This is a genomic window from Micromonospora sp. NPDC005194 (assembly GCF_040608335.1).
Taxonomy (GTDB): Bacteria; Actinomycetota; Actinomycetes; order Mycobacteriales; family Micromonosporaceae; genus Micromonospora.
The window spans coordinates 1-16,163 of sequence record NZ_JBEXIA010000064.1; the positions used below are offsets into that span (position 1 = coordinate 1).

The 16,163-nt window shown below is 74.8% G+C and carries 12 protein-coding genes and 2 pseudogenes; 7 read left to right on the forward strand and 7 right to left on the reverse strand.

The genetic code is table 11. The annotated features are described in order from the left end of the window. The 4 genes from ABZU53_RS30715 to ABZU53_RS30730 all read right to left on the reverse strand — a co-directional run. The coding region (locus ABZU53_RS30715; protein ID WP_355069073.1) for a class I SAM-dependent methyltransferase at positions 1-643 on the reverse strand (643 nt) is incomplete at its 3' end. Further along, on the reverse strand, positions 640-1,668 hold the full coding sequence (locus tag ABZU53_RS30720; RefSeq protein WP_355069084.1) for a glycosyltransferase family 4 protein: 1,029 nt from the start codon (positions 1,666-1,668) through the stop codon (positions 640-642). The genes ABZU53_RS30715 and ABZU53_RS30720, both read right to left, overlap by 4 nt. 62 nt (positions 1,669-1,730) lie before the next feature. Then, positions 1,731-2,129: a 6-carboxytetrahydropterin synthase gene (locus ABZU53_RS30725; RefSeq protein ID WP_354860845.1), complete on the reverse strand. Its 399-nt coding sequence runs from the start codon at positions 2,127-2,129 to the stop codon at positions 1,731-1,733. 2 nt (positions 2,130-2,131) lie between these two features. Continuing rightward, entirely contained in the window at positions 2,132-3,115 is a 984-nt protein-coding gene (locus ABZU53_RS30730; protein ID WP_355069075.1) for an NAD(P)-binding protein, read from the reverse strand. A 93-nt stretch (positions 3,116-3,208) separates the two neighbouring features. On the opposite strand from ABZU53_RS30730, the pseudogene ABZU53_RS30735 reads away from it, so the two are divergent. Next, positions 3,209-3,898, forward strand: a pseudogene (locus tag ABZU53_RS30735) (CDP-alcohol phosphatidyltransferase family protein); the annotation flags it as partial. Positions 3,899-4,263: 365 nt separating this feature from the next. Next, positions 4,264-5,862, forward strand: a pseudogene (locus tag ABZU53_RS30740) (sulfatase-like hydrolase/transferase); the annotation flags it as partial. 28 nt (positions 5,863-5,890) lie between these two features. Here ABZU53_RS30740 and ABZU53_RS30745 read toward each other — a convergent pair. Then, a complete protein-coding gene (locus ABZU53_RS30745) occupies positions 5,891-6,484 on the reverse strand; it encodes a helix-turn-helix domain-containing protein (RefSeq protein WP_354860837.1) in 594 nt (197 codons plus the stop codon). Positions 6,485-6,558: 74 nt separating this feature from the next. Here ABZU53_RS30745 and ABZU53_RS30750 point away from each other — a divergent pair, with 74 nt between their 5' ends. The 4 genes from ABZU53_RS30750 (at position 6,559) to ABZU53_RS30765 (ending at position 13,397) form a co-directional block, all read left to right on the forward strand. After that, positions 6,559-8,121, forward strand: coding sequence for an FAD-dependent oxidoreductase (locus ABZU53_RS30750; protein WP_355069076.1), 1,563 nt, complete (start codon positions 6,559-6,561; stop codon positions 8,119-8,121). A gap of 211 nt (positions 8,122-8,332) precedes the next feature. Then, positions 8,333-10,042, forward strand: coding sequence for a hypothetical protein (locus ABZU53_RS30755; RefSeq protein WP_355069078.1), 1,710 nt, complete (start codon positions 8,333-8,335; stop codon positions 10,040-10,042). Positions 10,043-10,197: 155 nt separating this feature from the next. Next, positions 10,198-10,974: a methyltransferase domain-containing protein gene (locus ABZU53_RS30760; RefSeq protein WP_355069079.1), complete on the forward strand. Its 777-nt coding sequence runs from the start codon at positions 10,198-10,200 to the stop codon at positions 10,972-10,974. A gap of 188 nt (positions 10,975-11,162) precedes the next feature. Continuing rightward, positions 11,163-13,397 carry an FAD-dependent oxidoreductase gene (locus tag ABZU53_RS30765; protein ID WP_355069081.1) on the forward strand — a complete coding sequence of 745 codons (2,235 nt, stop codon included), beginning with the start codon at positions 11,163-11,165 and terminating at the stop codon, positions 13,395-13,397. Here the strand turns inward: ABZU53_RS30765 and ABZU53_RS30770 are convergent. Next, complete coding sequence (locus tag ABZU53_RS30770; protein WP_355069082.1) at positions 13,394-14,779, reverse strand: hypothetical protein; 1,386 nt, start codon at positions 14,777-14,779, stop codon at positions 13,394-13,396. The genes ABZU53_RS30765 and ABZU53_RS30770 overlap by 4 nt on opposite strands. 5 nt (positions 14,780-14,784) lie before the next feature. Beyond that, positions 14,785-15,267, reverse strand: coding sequence for a hypothetical protein (locus ABZU53_RS30775; RefSeq protein ID WP_354860679.1), 483 nt, complete (start codon positions 15,265-15,267; stop codon positions 14,785-14,787). 101 nt (positions 15,268-15,368) lie between these two features. On the opposite strand from ABZU53_RS30775, the gene ABZU53_RS30780 reads away from it, so the two are divergent. Further along, positions 15,369-16,163: copper resistance protein CopC (locus ABZU53_RS30780; protein WP_355069083.1), on the forward strand; the 795-nt coding region annotated here is incomplete at its 3' end.

The following is a 16,163-nucleotide window of genomic DNA, read 5'->3' on the forward strand; positions in this document are numbered from 1 at the left end:
GCCGGTGCGGGAGCGGCCCAGCCCGTGGCGGCACGCCCCGCCGGGCGAACGCGGCGGCGGTGGCGTCGGCGGCGTCCGGGCCGAGCAGCCGGCGGCCGTCGACGGTACGCCGCTGATGCTCGTTGAACGCCTCCTCGACGGCGGCGTCGAGCGGGTCGGCCGGGGTGAGCCGGACCCGGCCGGTCACCGATATCGCGAACAGGGCGGGGCGGCCGGCGTCGACGCAGGCGGCCACCACCCGTTCGACCTCCTCGGCGGTCAGCATGTCCAGCAGCGCGGACGCGGTGACAAGCGCGCCGTCGGACAGGTCGGCGGCGCTCAGCCGGGTCAGGTCGCCGCAGCGGGTGTCGACGGTGACCGGCGCTCCGTCGGCGGCGGTCACCCCGGCCATGCCGTCGGCGGCCCGGGCCAGCAGGTCGGCGTCCCGGTCGTGCAGCACCCAGTGCTGCGGCCCGGTCAGCCGGGCCGCGAGCCAGCGGCTCATCGAGCCGGTGCCGCTGCCCAGGTCGTGGATCAGGATCGGGTCGTGGCCGGTCAGTCGGGGCCGGACGGCGTCCACCAGGTCCTCGGCGCGGGCCGCCGCGTCGGCCGGCTCACGCAGACGCAGCCAGTCGGCGAACGGCAGGGTCTCCTCGACGGTCATTCCGCCACCTCCTCCAGCACGGCGGCCAGGCGCGCGGTCGTCACCGGCCAGTCGGTCAGGGTGTCGCGCCGGGCGAGCGCGGCGTGCCGCAGCCGGGCCCGCAGCTCGTCGTCACCCCACCACCGGCTCAGCGCGCCGGCCAGGGCGGCCGGGTCGTCCGGCGGGACCAGCAGCCCGGGCAGGTCACCGTCGGGGGCGCGGCCCAGCGCCTCGGGCAGGCCCCCCACCTCGGTGGCCAGCACCGGCACGCCGCGGGCCAGCGCCTCGGTGACGACCATCCCGTACGTCTCGCCCCGCGACGGCAGCACCAAAAGGTCGGCGGCGGCGTACGCGGCGTCGAGCGCCGGGCCGGTCAGCGGGCCCGCCAGCCGGACCCGTTCCGACAGGCCGGCGCCGGCGAGCCGGTCGCGGAGTCGGTGCACCAGTTCGGGTTCCCGGGTCAGCGTGCCGGCGCAGACCAGCGTCCAGGGCATGTCGGCCAGCACGCACAGGGCGTCGACCAGCACGTCGTGGCCCTTGTGGCGGGTGACCGCGGCGACGCAGAGGAGTCGGTGGCCGGCCGCCGAGCCGGGGGGCGCCGGCGGTGCGGGCGTCACCCCCGGCGGCGCGACCCGGACGCGGTCGGCCGGCAACCGGTGGTGGGCCAGCAGGCGACGACGGGTCCACTCGCTGGTGGCGACGACCGCTCGCGCGGTGGCCAGCGCCCGGCCCTCGGCCTCGTCGTTCAAAGGCATGTGCACCAGGAGGACGAGGCGCAGCCGTGTCGCGTGCGGGGCGAGCAGGTCCGGCACCGTCGAGGCGATCAGGCCGTCGACGAGCACCACGGCGTCGTCCGGCGCGGTGGCCAGCAGCCGGGCCAGCGCCGCGAGCGCCGCCGGGTCGGGGTGCGGCCACGCTCCGGGCACCGAATGCTCGTGCACCACCCAACCGCGCTCGCCGAGCCCGGCGCAGACCCGCCGGTCGTACGTGTTGCCGCCGCTGGGCGCTGCCGGGTCGTCGATGTCGCCGGGCAGGACGACGTGCACCGTACGGCGGTGCGGGCCGACGACCCCGGCGGCGTGGGCCGGCGTCGGCTGGCCCGCGTCGATCACAGCGACCGCTCGTAGCTGGCCCAGGCGACGTGTGACTCGTGCAGGGTGACGGTGATGCCGGCCAGCTCACGCGCCCCGGCGCCCAGCTCACCGGCGTGCACCCGCTCGGCCAGGCGGTCGGCGACGGTACGGGCCAGCACCTCGGTGGTGGTGTTCATCCCGGCGAACGCGGGCTCGTCGTCGAGGTTGCGGTAGGACAGCTCGCCGACCACTGCCCGCAGCTGCTCGGTGGCCAGCCCGATGTCGACGACGATGCCGTCGGCGTCCAGGTCGGGCCGGCGGAACGTCGCGTCCACCACGAACGTCGCCCCGTGCAGGCGCTGGGCCGGGCCGAACACCTCGCCCCGGAAACTGTGGGCGATCATCATGTGATCCCGAACGGTCACGCTGAACACGGTCACTCCCCGTCGTCGTAGCTGATGAGGTGGCAGAGCGCGGGCAGGTCACCCGTGCTCAGTCGAGCGAGTACGTCGGGCAGTTCGGTGAACCGGGACGCGCCGGTGATCAGCGCGTCGAAGGCCGGGTCGTCGAGCAGGTCCAGGGCCAGCGCCAGCCGATCGGCGTAGCTGCGGCGGCCCCGCCGCGCGGGCGCGACCATGCCGACCTGGCTGCTGCGCACGGTGAGCCGTCGGGAGTGGAACGCCCCGCCCAGCGACACCTGCACCGGGCGGTCGCCGTACCAGCTCAGCTCGATCACCGTGCCCTCGGGCGCGAGCAGGTCCAGCGCCTGTTGCAGCCCGGCGGACGTGGCGCTGGCGTGCACGACCAGGTCCCGGTCGCCGGTCGCGTCGCCCGGCCGGGCGAACCGCACACCGAGCGCCCCGGCTACCCCGACCCGGCGCGCGTCGGTGTCGATCAGCTCGACGTCCACACCGGGGAAACGCGCCAGTAGCGCTGCGACGCAGCAGCCGACCATGCCCGCGCCGACCACGCTGACCCGGTCGCCGACCAGGGGCGCGGCGTCCCACAGGGCGTTCACGGCGGTCTCCACCGTGCCGGCGAGCACGGCGCGGGCGGGCGGCACGTCGTCCGGCACCGGCACCACTGCCGTCGCCGGCACGACGTACGCGCTCTGGTGCGGGTGCAGGCAGAACACCGTACGCCCGAGCAGCTCCGGCGGGCCCTCTTCGACCACGCCGACGCTGAGGTAGCCGTACTTCACCGGGCCGGGGAAGTCACCCTCCTGGAACGGGGCGCGCATCGCCGCGTACTGGTCGGCGGGCACCCGGCCGGCGAACACCAGCGTCTCGGTGCCCCGGCTGACCCCGGAGTAGCGGGCTCGCACCAGCACCTCGTCCGGCCCCGGGACGGGCAGCGACACGGGCCGGATCTCCGCCGCGCCGGGCTCGCGCACCCAGCAGGCGTACGCCTCGCGGATCACCCTCGCACACCTCACCTTTTGTCCCGGTCGAACCGAACGGCCCTGATTTCCGTGTTCCCTGTCGGGGTCGTCGATCATAAACACGGAGGTACGGTGCCCACAGTTCGAAGCGGTCCGGTGATCGGGCTGAGCGCGCAGTTGGTCGTGCTGGCGGCGCTGGCCGCCACCGTGGGTCTGAGCACGGCGGGCTGGCTGGCCGGGGCCGGCTACGCGGCGCTCACCTGCCTCGCGTTGAGCCGGGGCCTGCACCTGTCCGGCGCGTCGCGGCTCGGCCCCGCCGACCGGGTGACGCTGGCCCGGGCCGTCCTGGTCGGCGCGGTCACCGCGCTGGTGGTGGACTCGTTCGGCCACCCGACGCCGGTGGGGCTGCTGGTCGCGCTGAGCACGGTGGCCCTGCTGCTGGACGCGGTGGACGGTCAGGTCGCCCGGCGCACCGGCACGGTCAGCGCGCTCGGGGCCCGCTTCGACATGGAGGTCGACGCGTTCCTCATCCTGGTTCTCAGCGTGTACGTCGCCCCGGCGGCCGGGAGCTGGGTGCTGGCCATCGGCGCGATGCGGTACGTCTTCGTCGCGGCCAGCGCCGTGCTGCCCTGGCTGCGCGGCACGTTGCCGCCGCGCTACTGGCGCAAGGTGGTGGCCGCCGCGCAGGGCGTGTTGTTGACGGTCGCCGCCGCACGGGTGCTGCCGGAGCCGTGGACCACAGTGGTCCTGGTGACGGCGTTGGCGCTGCTGGTCGAGTCGTTCGGCCGTGACGTGGCCTGGCTGTGGCGTCGCCGCCCGGCACCTCGACGGGCTGACCCGCTGCCGGTCCCCGGCCCGGCCGGCGCGGCGATCACCGCCCTGCCCGCCGCTCCGATCGCACCGCCCGCCGCGCCGGTGGCGGTGCCCCTGCTGCCGCTGGGCGGGCACCCACCCGTCGTCGTACCGCCGCTGCTGCCGGTGCCCACGCCCGCGCTGGCGGCCCGCTCGGGCGGTACGGTCCACTCCGACTGGAGGCCCTGATGACCCTTCCCGCCCGGCTACGCCGGCTGACCGGCCGGCAACGCCCGCGCCCCGCGTCGACCGGTGACGCTTCGGCGCGTACCCCCGCGGTGTCGCCCGTGCCACGCGGCCGTGCGCGGCGGGCGCTGGGGTGGGTGGGCACGGTGCTGGCGGTTCTGCTGGTGTACGCCGTGCTGGTCGGCCCGGACCGGCTCGGCGAGCTGACGCCCGGCGCGTTTGTGCGGATCCCGCTGGAGGGTCTGCTGGTCGCCGCGCTGCTGCTGGCGCTGCCGCCGCGGCCGCGGCGGGTGGTGGTGGCCGTGGTCGGGCCGCTGCTGGGCCTGCTGGCCATCGTGAAGCTCGCCGACCTGGGGTTTCGCACGGCCCTCGACCGGCCGTTCGATCTGGTGCTGGACTGGCTGCTGCTGGACGACGCGTTCGGTTTCGTGCGGGACTCGGCGGGGCGGGCCGGCGCGGTCGGCGCGGTGGTCGGCGTCGTGCTGCTGGTCGGTGTGCTGCTGCTGGTGGCGACCGTGGCGTTGCGGCGGCTGGCGGCGCTGCTGGTCGGCCACGAGCGGATGGCGACCCGGGCGGTGGCCGCGCTGACGGTCGCCTGGGTCCTCTGCGCCGTCGTCGGCGTGCGGATCGTCCCGGGCGTGCCGGTGGCCGACGCCGGAACCACCGCCCTGGTCGGCGCGCACGCCGAGCAGGTGGACGCGCGGCTGCACGACCGGGAACGGTTCACCGCCCAGATCGACGCCGACCCGTTCCAGGGTGTCCCGGGTGACCAGCTGCTGACCGGGCTGCGCGGCAAGGACGTCGTCCTCGCCTTCGTGGAGAGCTACGGGCGCGACGCCGTCGAGGACCCGCAGTTGGCGCCGCAGGTCAACGCCGTGCTGGACACCGGCACCGAGCGGCTGCGCGCGGCCGGGTACGCCGCGCGCAGCGGCTTCCTCACCTCCCCCACGTTCGGCGGGGGCAGCTGGTTGGCGCACGACACGCTGCTGTCCGGTCTGTGGACGGACAACGAGCAGCGGCACCGCAGCCTGCTGGCCAGCGACCGGCTCACCCTCAACGGCGCGTTCCGCCGGGCGGGCTGGCAGACCGTCGGGGTGCTCCCGGCGGCCACCCAGCCCTGGCCGGAGCAGGGTTTCTTCTCCTACGACCGCTACTACGACGCCGAGGCGCTCGGCTACCGGGGCCCGAAGTTCAGCTACGCGCCGATGCCCGACCAGTACACGCTGTCGTTCTTCCAGCGGCGGGTCCGCGCCGGTGCGGACCGTCCGATCATGGCGGAGATCCCGCTGATCTCCAGCCACTCGCCGTGGACGGCGGTGCCCCGCATGATCGGCTGGGACGAGGTGGGCGACGGTTCGATCTACCACGCCGACGCCGGCGCGAAGGACGACGGTGACGCCGACGACCGGGACACCGGTCGGATCCGGGCCGGCTACCGGCAGGCCGTCGCCTACTCACTGTCGGCGCTGATCTCCTACGTCCAGACCTACGGTGACGACGATCTGGTGCTGGTCTTCCTCGGCGACCACCAGCCGGCCCCGGTGGTGACCGGCGAGGGCGCCAGCCGGGACGTGCCGATCACCATCGTCGCCCGGGATCCGGCGGTGCTGGACCGGGTCGCCGGTTGGGGCTGGCAGGACGGCCTGCGGCCCGGCCCGCAGGCGCCGGTGTGGCCGATGGACACCTTCCGCGACCGGTTCCTGACCACCTTCGGGCCGTCGACGTCACCTCTCGCCGCCCCGCGCTGAGCACCGGCCAGCGGGCCAGCTCGCCCGACTACCCCCGGTCGGTGGTGGCGGGGCGGGCGCGGACGTGCAGCCGCTCCCCCTGCGGCCCGAAGAGGCTGAGCGCCTCGGCGGTGCCGGGGCCGGGATTGAAGAAGAGGTGCGGGACGCGGGTGTCGAACTCGGCCACCTCCCCGGGCGTCAGGATGAGGTCGCGGTCACCGAGCAGCAGGCGCAGCCGGCCGGAGAGCACGTAGAGCCACTCGTACCCCTCGTGGACCTGTGGGGTCCGTCCCCCGGCGGACGGGTCCGGCGGGAAGATCTGCTTGAACGCCTGGAGGCCGCCCGGTCGGCGGGTCAGCGGCAGGTGCGTCACGCCGTGCCTGACGATCGGCGTGGGGCGTACGCGGGGGTCGCCGGTGGCCGGGGCGTCCACCAGCTCGTCCAGCGCCACCTGGTACGCCCGCGCCAGCGGGAGCAGCAGCTCCAGGGTGGGCCGACGGGTGCCGGACTCCAGCCGGGACAGGGTGCTCACCGAGATGCCGGTCAGCTCGGCGAGCTGGGTCAGCGTGATGCCGCGCTGGTGGCGCAGGGCACGCAGCCGGGGACCGACGGCCGCCAGCGCGGCGCTGTCCTCGTTTGCCATAACGGCAAGGATACTTGCCACTCGGGTTACGGCGACGGATGGTGGGCTCAGCCGACAAGTAGGGGGACATTCCGGTGGACGAGACATATGACGTGGTGGTGGTGGGCGGCGGCGCGGCCGGGCTCAGCGGGGCCCTGGCGCTGAGCCGGGCCCGGCGGTCGGTGCTGGTGATCGACTCCGGCGAGCCGCGTAACGCGCCGGCCGACCACGTGCACAACTACCTGGGCCGCGAGGGGACGCCGCCGGGCGAGCTGCTCGCGGCCGGACGCGCCGAGGTGGCCGGGTACGGCGGGCAGTTCCGCGCCGGCCGGGTCCAGACCACCACCCGCGACGACGACGGCTTCCGGCTCGCCCTCGACGACGGGAATTCGGTGCGGGCCCGCCGCCTGCTGGTGGCCACCGGGCTCACCGACGAGCTGCCCGACGTGCCCGGGGTGGCGCAGCGGTGGGGCCGTGACGTGCTGCACTGCCCGTACTGCCACGGCTGGGAGGCGCGGGACCGGCGGGTCGGCGTGCTGGCGACCGGGCCAATGTCCGTGCACCAGGCCGAGATGTGGCGGCAGTGGACCTCCGACGTGCTGCTCCTGCTGCACGACGCCCCGACCCCGGACGAGGAGACGGCCGAGCGGCTGGCCGCCCGGGGCATCGCGGTGGTGCCCGGCCCGGTCGCCGCGCTGGAGGTGAACGGGGACGCGCTGAACGGAGTACGGCTCGCCGACGGCCGGGTGGTGGCGCTCGACGTGGTCGTGGTCACGACCCGCACGGCGCCCCGCGCCGACCTGCTGGTGGGGCTGGGCCTGGCCCCGGAGGAGGTGACGATGGGTGGGCACGTGATCGGCACCCAGATCCCGGCCGACGCGACCGGGGCGACGACCGTGCCGGGTGTCTGGGTGGCCGGTAACGTGGCCGACCTGCGTGGCCAGGTCATCACGTCCGCCGCCGCTGGCCTCACCGCCGCGGCGGCGATCAACGCCGACCTCATCGCCGAGGACACCCGCGACGCGGTCACCGCGTACCGGCAGTTGGTGGCCACCACCTTCGAGGAGCCGGCGTGGGAGGAGCGGTACCAGGCCAAGCCGGCCGTCTGGAGTGGGCGCCCGAACCCACAACTGGTCGCCGAGGCCGCCGATCTGGCCCCGGGGCGGGCGCTGGACGTGGGCAGCGGCGAGGGCGCCGACGCGGTGTGGCTGGCCGAGCGCGGCTGGCGGGTGACCGCGGTGGACATCTCGACCACCGCGCTGACCCGGGCCGCCGAGCACGCCGAGACCGCCGGGGTAGGTGACCGGATCGAGTTCACGCACGCCGACCTGCGCGACAAGCCGCCCGCCGAGGAGGCGTACGACCTGGTGTCGGCGCAGTTCATGCACCTGCCGCCGGCGCAGCGGCGGGAGTTGTTCGCCCGGCTGGCCGACGCGGTGGCCCCGGGTGGCGTGCTGCTGATCGTCGGGCACCACCCGTCGGACCTGTGGACGCCGGGGCACCGGATGCACATGCCCGACATGATGTACACCGCCGAGGACGTGGCCGCCTCGCTGGACCCGACCCGGTGGGACGTGCTCGTCACCGACACCCGCCCACGTCCCGGGCCGCACGACGTCGTCCACCACGACGCGGTCCTGCTGGCTCGCCGCCGCTGAACCGGCCGATCGTGGAGTCGTGGTGCATGACAAGAGCCGCGGATCAGGGCCTTTTGGGCACCGCGGCTCCACGATCGACCACGGTGTGGCGCGGAGGCGGGACGGGCCTTCGCACGGGGGTGGGCTCGGCGGTAGCGTTGCGCCACACTCACGGCCCGCAGGGGCGGTTGACCGCCGGCCCTGACGCCCCCGATCGTACGGAGGATGGTGCATGTCCATCGGCGCTGAGCCGCTCGCAGCACGCGACGACGCGGCCTCGCGGCCAACCTTCGAGCTCGCCCTGCGCGGCTACGACAAACGCCAGGTGGACCGGCACCTGGAGCAGCTCGACGGCCAGATCGCGATGCTCAGCGGCGAGCACGGACGTTCCGCGGTGCGGGTTCGTGAGCTGACCGCCGAGGTGCAGCGGCTGCGCGCCGAGCTGTCCGAGCTGCACGAGCAGCCGGTGCAGGTGGACCGCGCCTCGTTCCAGGATCTGGGCCCGATGGTCGGCGAGATCCTGACCCTCGCCGAGAAGCAGGCCGCCCTCATCACCGAGTCGGCCAGCGACCGGGCCAACGAGCTGCGAACCGAGGCCGAGCGGATCCTCGCCGACACCCGCGAGCGGGCCGCGCAGGCACGCCAGGACCTGTCGGAGGAGCTGGCCGCGCGGCGCACCGAGCAGGAACAGGCGTACGAGGAGCGGCGCGCCGTGGCCGAGGCCGAGCTGACCGCGATCCGGGAGCGCGCCGAGCAGTTGCGCGCCGACGGCGAGGCCGCGCACGAGCGCGCCCAGCACGAGGCGAAGCGCATCACCGAGCAGAGCGCGCAGCAGCTCAACCAGACCCGGGTCGCCGCCGATGCCCTCATGAAGTCGGCCCGCACCCAGATCCAGCAGGAGGTTCAGGCCGCCCGGGCCAAGAACCAGCAGGAGATGGCCCAGTGGCAGGCCGGGGTGGAGCGCGAGGTCGCCGAGCGGCGCAGCGCCGCCGAGCAGGAGATCGCCGAGTTGCAGGCCGCCGCGGAGGAGGAGCTGGCCGAGCAGCGCAGCTCCACCGAGCAGCAGATCGCCGCGCTGCTGGCCGAGGCGCAGCAGCACGTGACCGAGCTGCGTAACCGGGCCGACGAGCAGGCAGCCAGCCACCAGGAGCAGCTGACCGCGCTCCAGCAGGAGATCGAGGAGCGCCGGCAGGAGTCGGCCCAGCTGCACGCTGAGCTGGCGACCGCCCAGCAGCAGCTCGCGGAGGTACGCCAGGAGGGCGAGACCCTGGAGAACGAGCTGTCCCGCGTCCAGCAGCGGTTGGGCGAGGTGCGCCGGGACCTGACCGCCGAGGCGGCCCGGCTGGACGAGGCCCGACGGGCCGGGGATTCCGCCGAGCGGCACGCCAAGGAGGTCCGCGCCCGGGTGCAGCGCGAGGCGAAGCGGGTGGCCGACCTGGCCGCCGCCGCCGTGATGGCCGCCGCGGCCGGCGGCACGGAGACCGCCGAGTACCCGATGGTCGGTCCCCGGTCGAACCCGTCCCGCGCAGGTGTCGACCTGCTCCCCGTGGACCGGCCCGCGAGCGACCGCGCCGACGCCGACCGGCTCGACGCCGACGACACCCGGGCCGACCAAGCCCGGGCCGAGGTCGAGCATGCGGAGGTCACGCACGCCGATGCCACGCACGCCGGTGGTGAGCACGCCGATGCTGAGCATGCCGGTGGTGAGCACGCCCATGCTGAGCACGCCGAGGCCGAGCACGCCGGTGGTGACCATGCCGACGGCGAGCGCCCGGGTGGGGCGCCCATGCGGTACCCGGTGGAGCCGGCCGACCGGACGGCCACGTCGGGGATGCCGACCAACGACGCCGAGCGGATCTTCACGCGGCCCGAGGCCCCGACGCCCGTACCGTTCCTGGCCTTCGGGCAGCCGGTCAGCGACAACGGCACCGCCCGGCACTGACCTCGCTGGTGGCTGACCCGGGCCCCGCGCGGATGCGCGCGGGGCCCGGGGTCACGGTTCGGCGCGGCCAGGCCGGCCCGTCGACGACGGCGGCTTACACCGAATCTGCGCGCCGTGTTCGCGGTACGCCCACAATCCGGTGTTTGGATGGGCCGATGAGCCAGCTCACGAGCGCGACGCCCACCGCCGCCGACCAGATCGCGTACCTGGACACGGCAGCGGCCACTTTAGTCGGGCGCGACTACAAGAGGCGTGCCCTCGACGCCCTCGACCTGCGGCCGGGGCACGCCGTGGTGGACATCGGCTGCGGCCCGGGGACCGATCTCGGTCGGCTGGCCGACGCCGTCCAGGCCGGCGGCCGGGTCGTCGGAGTCGACAGTGACGCGCGGATGCTCGCGGAGGCCGGCCGGCGGCTGGCCGACCGGCCGACGATCGAGCTGCGCGCGGGCGACGCGCACGCGCTTCCGCTGGACCACAGCAGCATGGACCGGGCCAGGATGGACCGGGTCCTCATGCACGTCGAGGATCCCGCGACGGTGCTGACGGAGGGTCGTCGGGTGCTGCGCCCGGGCGGTGTGCTCGCGATGGCCGAGCCGGACTGGGACACCCTGGCGGTCGCGGACGAGGACGTGCGGACGAGCCGCGGCTTCGCCCGCTTCGTCGCGGGGCGGGTGCGGAACCCGACGATCGGGCGGGAGCTGGTCCGGCTGTCGGTGCTGGTGGGCCTGCGGGTGAGATCGGTCGAGGCGGTCGCCGTCGTCTTCCGGGACTTCGACACCGCGGACCGGATTCTGGGGCTGCGGCGCAATTCGGCCCGCGCTGTGGCGGCCGGCGAGCTCACCGACGCGGACGTTCAGCCGTGGCTGCGGCGTCTCACCGACGGTCCCCTGCTGGCGGGTTTCACCCTGTACCTGGTCACGGCCGAAGCCTGACGCCGCGCGGCGGGCCGGTCCCGACTCGGCGTCGCCCCCGTCGTCGGGCGCGACGTACCCGGGGCGACTCTGCACCGAACCTTCCCGAACGTCCCGTCGCTGCTGGCAGGCTTGGTTGGCCGACGCGCACCGAGGGCCGCCGGCCCGACCGGCGACCCGACAGCGCCTCGCGGCCGAGAGGAGCGTTCGTGACCGACCAACCGGAGGACTTCGACCTGCTCGTCGTGGGCGGCGGCAAGGCCGGCAAGACGCTGAGCATGGACGTTGCCCGGTCCGGCCGTCGGGTGGCGATGGTGGAGCGCGGCATGATCGGCGGTAGCTGCATCAACGTCGCGTGCATCCCCACGAAGGCGCTGGTGACGAGCGCGCGGGCGGCCCGCCAGCTGCGCCACGCCGCCGCGCTCGGCGTCGTGGTCGAGGGCGGCCGGGTCGACGTGGACCTGCTGCGGGCGCACAAGCAGGACGTCGTCGATCAGATGGTCGCCGCCAACCGGCAGCAGTTCCTCGACTCGGGTCTGCACCTGGTGATCGGTCAGGCCCGGCTCGTGGCCACGCGGACCGTGCGGGTGTCACTGGCCGACGGCGGGGAGCGACTGCTGCGCGGCGACGACGTGGTCATCAACACGGGCACCCGGCCGTACCTGCCGTCCGTACCCGGGATGGCCGAGGCCGGGGTGCTGACCAGCGACGATCTGCTGCGCCTGAACCGGTTGCCGGCACGACTGGTGGTGCTCGGCGGCGGCACCGTCGGGGTGGAGTTCGCGCAGATGTTCGCGTCGTTCGGCAGCGCGGTGACGGTGATCGAGGGCGGTCCTCAGCTGCTGACCCGTGAGGACCCCGACATCGGCGACGCGATGATGCGGGTCTTCCTCGACGATTGCATCGACGTACGCGTCGGGGTGACGGTCGCCCGGGTCGACCGCGACGCCGACGGTACGGTCCGGATCACGCTCGACGACGGCAGCGTGGTGACCGGCGACGACGTGCTCGTGGCGGCCGGCCGGGCGCCGGTCACCGACGGGCTCGGGCTGGACGCGGCCGGTGTCCGACTCGACGACCGTGGCTTCGTGCTTGTCGACGAGTACCTGCGCACCAGCGCCGAGCGGACGTGGGCCGCCGGGGACGTCGCGGGCAGCCCACAGTTCACCCACGCCTCGCTCGACGACTATCGGATCATCCGGGCGAACCTGGCGGGTGAGCAGCGCAGCACGGCGGGCCGGCTCATCCCGTACACCGTCTTCACCACCCCGGAGCTGGCGCGGGTCGGTCTCGGCGAGAGCGACGCGCGCCGCACCGGGTACGACGTCCAGGTGGCCCAGCTGCCCGTCGCCGCGATCCCCCGGGCCCGCACCCTGCGCCAGACGCAGGGCATGTGGAAGGCGGTGATCGACGCCCGCACCGACCAGATCCTGGGCGCGGCGCTGCTCGGCGCGGAGGCGGGCGAGGTGATCACCTCGGTGCAGTTGGCCATGCTCGCCGGCATGCCGTGGACCGCGCTGCGGGACGCGATCATCACGCATCCGACCATGGCCGAGGGCCTCAACCTGCTCTTCGCGTCGCTGAAGTCCGGCCCGTCGACGCCGCCGAGCGGGATGTCAGCGGTGGGCGGCGACCTCGGCGCGTACCCGCTCCTGAAAGGCACGCGCCTGGGCGCCCGTGGGCGGTGGCCCACCGTGCCGCGCGGCGATCGCCCGGCGGATCACCTCGGCCGGGTCGCCGGTGTCGACGAGCCGCCGGCCGGCGGCCACCTTGGACAGCCACTCACCGTCGCGGTGGCGCACCAGCGAGCGGCAGGCGCCGAGCACCGCGTCCTCCGCGCCGGGCGCGGGCCGGTCGCCCGGTGGCGTCGGCAGGGCCAGCCACCAGGTCAGCGCCTCGATCAGCAGGCGGCTCAGGTCGGCCGGGATGAGGTCGCCGAAGACCTCCGCCGCCGGCGGCCCGAGCAGCGCCACCCCGCTCTGGTGCAGGATGCTGCGGTCCAGCCCGTACCAGAAGCGGCCGTCGGCGCTCGGGCGGTCCGCCGGGTCGAGGGTGCGGCGGAACGGCATCGCGCGCCCGGTGTTCAGCTCGACCTCGAAGCCGGGCTCGGGGCTGCCGGCCGCGGCCACGGCCCGCTGGTACACGACCAGTTCCAGCCCGCGCGCCGGGCAGGGCAGCGCCTCGTGGCGCAGCCGTGCCACCAGCGTCCGCTTGACGGCCTCGGTCAGCGGACCGGCGCAGACCAGCGCCACGTCCACGTCGCTCCGGCCGGCCTGGTACGCGCCGAGCCCCACCGAACCGGCCGCGTACGCGCCGACGAGATCGCCGCCGAGCACGTCCCGGGCGGTGTCCACGAGGTCGTCGAGGTAGCGCCGAAGATCGGAGTCCACGCCCCATCCTCACCCGTGGACGCGGGCGCGTCGGCACCGGGCCGGCGGCCCTAACCGGCGTAGAGCAGCAGCAGGCCGGCGACGGTGTACGCGACCATCAGCGCGAGCAGCGGGACCTGACCGGCCACCGCCCGCGCCCGGGGAAACAGATACAGGGCACGGTCGTGGGCGAGCAGCGTGCCGAGCAGGTGCCCGACGATGATGACGGTGATCTGGAGGTTGGCCACCCCGGACGGGGTGACCAGCCCGGTGTGCGGCTGCCAACCCGCCGTGCCGAACCAGTCCGCCCCGGTGTCGCGAGGGTCGGACAGCAGGGCGACGGTGCGCTGACCCTCCAGGATCAGCAGCGAGTAGTAGTGCGCCACCACGTAGCCCACCGCGATCGGCACGATCGAGTGCGCGAGTTCGCTCGGCACCCGCGGCGACTCCGCGCCACCCGCCGGAACCGCATCGTCGGCCGGCTCCGCGGCGCTTGGCGGTCTGGCACGGCCGACGCGGGCGGCGGCGCCGGTGGCGAGGAGGTACGCCACGGCGACGACGCCGATGACCACGATCAGTCCGGCGCTGCCGGTGACCGCCGGGGGCAGGCCGTTCTCCTGGGAGAAGCGCAGCCACGCCGGCGCGTTGGAGAGGCTGTCGAACATGGTCGAGCCGAGCAGCACGATCACCACGGCGACGAGCCCGGGACGGGGCCGCAGCCCGGCGATCCCGTCAAGCGGGTTGCGCCACACCAGCACGCCGTCGGCGGCCCTGCCGATCGGGGCGAGCTGGCCGACGAGCGCGCTGTAGACCTCGAACGGGTCGGCCCGGTCGAACCAGCCCGCGCCGAACAGCGCGGCGCCGCCCAGCATGACCACGGCGTACCCGGCCAGCCACGCGGTGATGACCGGCAGGGTGGCCCGGTCCGGCGCGACCAGCTCCAGCCAGACGAACCCGAACAGGGTGAGCGCGGCCGGCCAGAGGCCCAGGCCGGCGGGCAGCTCCCGGACGCCGCGCGCCGGCTCGCGCCGCGCCGCCAGGGCGACGAGCAGGTGCACGGTACGCAGCGGGTTGACCGCCCGCCAGATCGGACCGAACAGCAGCGAGACGGGTACCAGCCCGACCCAGAGGAGCACGTAGAGCGCGCCGGCCGTCGGATTGTCCGGGGTGTCCGGCCCGCCGAGCAGGCCCACGCAGAACCAGCCGGCGGCGAGCAGTCCCAGTCCGCGCAGCGCCCACCGGAACGCGGGGGCGTCGACGAGGCCGGCCAGCCGGTCGGGTACCGGTCGGCCACCGGCGGCGTCCCGGTCGAGGCGTGGCTCGCGCCAGAGCAGGCCCAGGGCGAGGAACGTGACGACCAGGGTCAGGGCGGCGGCGACGACGAGTTCGGGCAGTGTGATCGGCAGGTCCTGGCGGCCGCCGACGCCGTGCGCCAGCAGCGCGGGAGCGGCGGACATCCCGCTCAGCGGACGACGAGCTGGAACAGCACCAGCTCGGTCTCGTGCGTCTCCACCTCGAACAGCCCGGTCTTCTCGGCCCGGAACTCCACCGAGCCGGGCGTGCCGGCTGGCAGTCGGGCGCCCAGGTCGTAGCCGTGCACGTGCAGTTCGTCGTCCGCGTCCGAGGTGACAGTGATCCGGACGAGTTGGCCCTTGGCCACGGTCACCCGGCCGGTGGGCGGGCTGATCCGTCGTTTGGCGATGGTCACGGTGATCTCCCGGTCGACCGCGGGCGTGCTGGCGGTGGCGGCGGGAGTGGGACTGTCCGCCGAGGCCGGCGCGGAGGCGGTCGGTGCGGCGGCCGACGTGGCCGGCGTCGAGGGGGCGGCCCCGGACGGGTCGTCGTCCTGCCCGCAGCCGGCGGTGAGCAGGGCGCTGAGCAGACCGGTGACGAGGAGGGTGGTGGGGACGGCGGCGCGGCGGGCACCGGGGGCGCGGACGAGCACGGGCGGACTCCGAACGACGCGGGGGGCGGGGTGTCGAGCTGATCGTCGGAGGGTGAACTCTACGTCTTGTTCGGCGGTGGGGAAATGACCATGATGAACGAATGCGATCGAGGCTGGCCACTGTCTGTCACGTTGTGTGCCGCACCGTCGCGGTGCTGGCGGCGCTGCTGGTGGTGTCGCTGGCGCTGCCCGCCGCCCCGGCGTCGGCGCACGGGCAGTTGGCGACCTCCACGCCGCCGACCGGCACCGTCGTCCGCAAACCCCTGGCCCAGGTCGGGTTGTACTTCACCGAGAAGCCGGCCGCCAACGCGCACTTCACCCTCACCGGCCCGAACGGGTCACGGGTGGACAGCGGCTGGTCGTACGGCGAGCCGAAGCGGCTGGACAAGCCGGTCCAGGAGTACTTCATGGTCAACGGCGTCTTCGAGCCGCGGCTGTACCACACCGGCTTCCCCGCCATGGTGACCGTCGCCCACTGGCCGGCGAAGGGCCGCTACACCGCCAGCTACCTCACGGTCGCCTCGGACGGCGAAGCGGTGCGGGGCACCGTCACCTTCGACTACCAGGGCACGAGCACGGCCGCCCCGGCCGGCTGGACGGCACCGACGAACGGTCCCGAGCCCGCCCTCCTCGCCCAGGCCGAGGGCACCCCCTCGGCCTCCGCCGTGCCGGCGGCGACACTCCCTGCGGACGCCACCCCCGCGGCCGCGCCACCGGCGTCCCCACCGGAGGGAGGGCTTCCGCCCTGGGTGGCGCCCGCCGCCGTCGTGGTGGTCGTCGGCACGATCATCGTGGTGGCGGCCCGGGGCGGGGGCGGGGCGGCGGGGGGCGGTGGGGGTGTGGGTGTTCAGGTTTGTTTGGTGGGTGGTGTTGGACTGGATCACTGTGGTGGCCAG

Coding starts and splice junctions, on each gene's coding strand:
- ABZU53_RS30770 (WP_355069082.1), bottom strand. CDS start 14,779: ATGTCCGCCGCTCCCGCGCTGCTGGCGCACGGCGTCGGCGGCCGCCAG.
- ABZU53_RS30755 (WP_355069078.1), top strand. CDS start 8,333: ATGTCCATCGGCGCTGAGCCGCTCGCAGCACGCGACGACGCGGCCTCG.
- ABZU53_RS30760 (WP_355069079.1), top strand. CDS start 10,198: ATGAGCCAGCTCACGAGCGCGACGCCCACCGCCGCCGACCAGATCGCG.
- ABZU53_RS30745 (WP_354860837.1), bottom strand. CDS start 6,484: ATGGCAAACGAGGACAGCGCCGCGCTGGCGGCCGTCGGTCCCCGGCTG.